Below are 5,025 nucleotides of genomic sequence, written 5' to 3' on the forward strand. Positions count from 1 at the left end.
AAAGATATCTTTGTCGATTATTATCAACATTTTAATTGCATAAAGTGCACTTTGATGTTGCACATACTTTCTATCCCCGAGTAACTGAAAATGAAACTCTTTATTGCTTACTTGGCTTCTAACACCTATGTATACTGTACCTACTGGTTTTAATTCTGTACCACCAGTATCTCCAGCAATTCCACTTATAGAAATTGTGTAATCAGCATGACTTACATCCATAGCACCATCACTCATTTGCTCAACTACCTGTGCACTTACCGCTCCGAACTCCTCTAGCGTATTGTGCTCAACCGCCAACCAGTTATCTTTTAAGTCATTCGAGTATGTGATAAGTGAACCATCTAAAATCTTTGAGGCACCATTATGAGAAGTAAAGTAATAACTAAGAAGTCCTCCTGTACAACTCTCTGCAAAAGAGATTTTTTTGTTGTTTGCAGATAAGGTTTCAATTATATACTCAAGCATATTAGGTGCTGAGATAATTTTTTTAGGAAGTAACTGTTTTGCTGAATTGATAAAGTTAGAAATATTTCCATACTTTTTACTTTCCACCTCTATTCTTAACCAACCTTCTACAATTGTTATAAATTCTAAAGTTACATCATGCATTTGCGCTATTGGGCTTAATAAAGCTATAGCACTTTCTCTATCTTCTTCGAAAATATTAACAGTTGCTCGATTTTTTTCAGATGAAAGTAAAATTTCTGGCATTTTCATCATCTCATCCATAGATATAACATTAGTTTTGGAGTCTTTATGTTCTAATAAATAACTTCCCTTTTCATGAAGTGTAGCATTTGATGGAATAAGCATATTATCTTTAAGAACTTGATTATCACTTGTAATAGTGGAAATTAACTTTCCGACAGTAGCAAAATTATGTTTTGTAGTTACAATGACAAGCTTATCAGATGAATTCAATTCTTCATCAAGATATAAAAACAAAGAGTTATCACTCTCTTTAAAATGAGTAAGTGTATTAATAAAATCACATTTTTCTTCAACTTTACGAACAACATATTCTTTTAAAGACTTGTTATATATAAATTTATTTCCAATGAGTAAAAGATGAAGTTTCATGTTCTTTATAGCCTTTTAAACTAATTTTATTTGAAAGTATTATATCACTTTAAAGAGCTTTTTAATTCCTATATGGATATAATGCAAAACTTTTATAAAAAATATACTTACAAATTTGAGGCTTATATGGACTACAAAGACACACTACTTCTACCAACGACAAATTTTGCCATGCGTGGTAACCTAATCAACAACGAACCAAAACGTTATGCATCTTGGGATGCAAACAAAATATATGAGAAGATGAAAGCTAAACGTAAAAATGCGCCTAAATTTACTCTTCATGATGGACCTCCTTATGCGAATGGTCATATTCATATAGGTCATGCACTTAACAAGGTTTTAAAAGACATCATCGTTAAACACAACTATTTTAATGGAAAATCTGTTCGTTTTACTCCGGGTTGGGATTGTCATGGTCTACCAATTGAGCAACAAGTTGAGAAAAAACTTGGTGGAAAAAAGAAAAAAGAACTTCTTGAAACTGCCGAAATTCGTAAGCTTTGTCGTGAACATGCAGCAAAATTTGTAGATATCCAAAGAGATGAGTTTAAAACTCTTGGTATTTTAGCTGACTGGAACAAGCCATATGTAACAATGGATTATAAATTCGAAGCAAATATTTACCGTACTTTATGTTCTGTTGCGAAAAAAGGTCTTTTAATTGAAAGAAGTAAACCAGTATTTTGGTCATGGGCTGAGAGAACTGCACTTGCAGAAGCTGAAGTAGAATACGAAGACAAAGAGTCTCACTCTATTTTCATAGCATTTGAACTTAACGATGATGCAAAAGCAAAACTTGGCATTGAGGGTAAAGCTGCTCCAATCATCTGGACAACAACACCTTGGACTATCCCTGCAAATACTGCTATTTCACTTAACCCTGAAGAAGATTACGTTCTTACTACTGATGGTTTTATCGTTGCTAAAGAATTATATAATTCTGCGAAAGAGGAAGGTATTTTAGACGGTGAAGTATCTAAAACTATCCAAGCAAAAGAGTTTGAAAACTTAACAGCAATCAATCCTCTTAATGGTAGAAACTCTAGAATCATATTAGGCGATCATGTTTTAATTGATAATGGTACGGGTTGTGTTCATACAGCTCCTGGACATGGTGAAGATGATTACCGTGTTGGTCTAACATATGATTTAGAAGTTGTTATGCCTGTTGATGAAACTGGTTGTTTTGATCAAACTGTCGTTCGTGATAGTTTAATTCCAAATGCCGAAGACTTTGTAGGTAAGCATATCTTTAAATCAAATGATGCACTTATCGAACTTATGGGAGAAAGTGTACGTAAAGTATCTAAATTTACTCACTCGTATCCACATTGTTGGAGAAGTCACACTCCTCTTATCTTTAGAGCAACAAGACAATGGTTTATTTCTGTAGATGAAAAGCCAGAGGGTGAAGACAAAACTTTAAGAAACATTGCACTTAGCGAAGTAGAGAAAACTCTTTTCATTCCTGAAACAGGTAGAAACAGATTAAACTCTATGGTTGAAAACCGTCCAGATTGGTGTATCTCTCGTCAACGTGACTGGGGTGTTCCTATCGCATTTTTTAGAGTAAAAGCTACGGGTGAAGTAATTCTTGACGAAAAAGTTTTAAACTACACAGCTATGATTTTTGAAATGCAAGGAAGTGATGCTTGGTACTCAATGTCTACAGAGCACTTACTTTATCCAGGATCAGGATATAAAGCTGATGAAGTTGAAAAAGTAAGTGATATTCTTGATGTTTGGTTTGACTCCGGTTCTACATGGAACTCAGTTTTAAAATCACGTAACTATGACGCTGGTGAATACCAAGCTGACTTATATGTAGAAGGTTCTGATCAACATCGTGGTTGGTTCCAATCGTCTCTATTCCTTTCTGCCGCAGTTGAGCATAAAGCACCATACAAAGCTGTTCTTACACATGGTTTCACCGTTGATGACAAGGGCGAAAAAATGTCTAAGTCAAAAGGGAATGTAATTGCACCTGAGAAAGTTTTAAAAGAGTATGGAAGTGAAATTCTTCGTCTATGGGTAGCTTCATCTGATTACCAAAGTGATTTAAAAATTTCTCAAGGAATTTTAAAACAGATTTCTGAAAACTATCGTAAACTAAGAAATACGTTTAGAATTATGCTTGCAAACATCAACGATTTAGAAACTTTAACTCCATACGAAGAAATGGGTGAACTAGACAAATGGATTTTAGATGTATCAAGTAAAACACTAAGCGAAGTGCATACTGCATTTTCTGAATACAACTTTGTAAATGGAATGAGTACACTTAACAACTATATTGCCAATGAGTTAAGCGGTATGTATATCGATATGACAAAAGATTCACTTTACTGTAACGCGAAGAACGATCCAAGACGTATGGCATCTCAAAGTGCTATGGCTATCATTACAAAGAATCTACTTCTTTTAATGGCTCCGATTTTAACATATACAGCAGATGAGATTGTAGATCATGCTCCAGCTATTATCAAGGGCGATGCAGAAGATATTTTTGATTTAGTATATGAAGATATCCAAACTGGCGAATCAAGCTTTAACGCTGAGTATATGACTAAGGCTAGAGAAGGTTTTGGTTCTATCGTTGATGGGCTTAAAAAAGAGAAAACTATTAAAAGTACACTAGAGCTTGTTATAAAAACTGACTCAAAAGTAGCTTTAGCTATCGACGCTATTGACGCTGAAGATTGGTTTGTTGTTTCATCTGTTTCAAATGCAGATGTAACAGAAGCACTAGGTTCTTTTGAAGTTGATGGAGACACATTTACTGTTGCAAAAGCAACTGCGTCAAAATGTCCAAGATGTTGGAAATTCCAAGCAAGCAAAGAAGACTGTACATGTAAAAGATGTGAAGAGGTAGTAGGTGCCTAACTTCACCGAACCTGTAACATTTGAATTTATCGGAGTAACTGTTGCTCTGATATTTGTTGCAGTAGCTCTTGGAATCTTTTTGGTGAAGAAGTTTAAAAACTAAAAGTTTACTTTTACTGTGAGATATACTTCTCATCCCTACTCTACTCATCTCTTGTAGGTGTTTTTTTAACTTCCATCCAACCCTCCATTTAAGCATCATATAACACTCATTCTTGATTGTTATATGTCTTTATACTAATTAACTATCACTAATTCTCTAAGAATAATAATCTATTTCTATCAAAATACTTAAAAGTATGGAAAACAATCATAATATTGAATAAATAACACTTATTTATGATGATGGTTATTTATGTGTTTTAAGGTTTTATGTATATAATGACCTGCAATATATAGTTGTACGTTCAGCCAAGCGGAAACGTACAATGTCGAAGTTGATCCCTAAACGTGCCACCCGCCTTTTGTCGTATTTCGCTACGCTACATACAACAAAAGTCAGGAGTCCCACATCAAAGTGTCCTCCAGAAAATCGCAAGCGAATTTTCTTAAATACACATTAATGGAGTTCAGCTTCGCCGTTATACAAAGGACATATGATTAACCAAACTCCCATAAGCTATCAATTTTCCGCTGATTCATACGGTCAAGTTAGGGCTATACCACTCTTATTAGCCAATAGCTTGAATTCAAACATAGAACAATGGTTTCAAATTTACAAATTTACATATATATCAATCAATCAATTAACAGAAAGTGATTATTCCAAGTCTCTACAATTGGAATATATTTATTCTCGAAGAACTCGTGAATTAAGAAAATTTTCTGAAATTTATTCAGATGTAACAATAGAGGTTGATTTATTAAATTATCATCAATTGGTCAAAATAATACATGAGCATATTGAATTAGCATATAAAATATACATATTGGAGTGGTAACTTAAATTCACACACTTTTTGACTTATTTCTAAGCAGCTATTCCATTTCGTAACATCGAATTAATTTCCTCAAATTTTGAAGGAGATAAATTACCTAAGTAGCTATGTGATCTAG

At 33.7% G+C, this 5,025-nt stretch carries 2 protein-coding genes; one reads left to right on the forward strand and one right to left on the reverse strand.

Annotated elements, in window-relative coordinates:
* Positions 1-1,083 (reverse strand): CinA family protein (locus ACI9TV_RS15750; protein ID WP_415251773.1); only part of this gene is annotated, 1,083 nt, incomplete at its 3' end.
* Positions 1,084-1,209: 126 nt separating this feature from the next.
* Between ACI9TV_RS15750 and ileS the strand changes: the two genes are divergently transcribed.
* A complete protein-coding gene (gene ileS, locus ACI9TV_RS15755; protein WP_415251774.1) occupies positions 1,210-3,969 on the forward strand; it encodes an isoleucine--tRNA ligase in 2,760 nt (919 codons plus the stop codon).
* Positions 3,970-5,025 lie beyond the last annotated feature (1,056 nt).

Source organism: Sulfurimonas sp. (assembly GCF_047622445.1).
Taxonomy (GTDB): domain Bacteria; phylum Campylobacterota; class Campylobacteria; order Campylobacterales; family Sulfurimonadaceae; genus Sulfurimonas.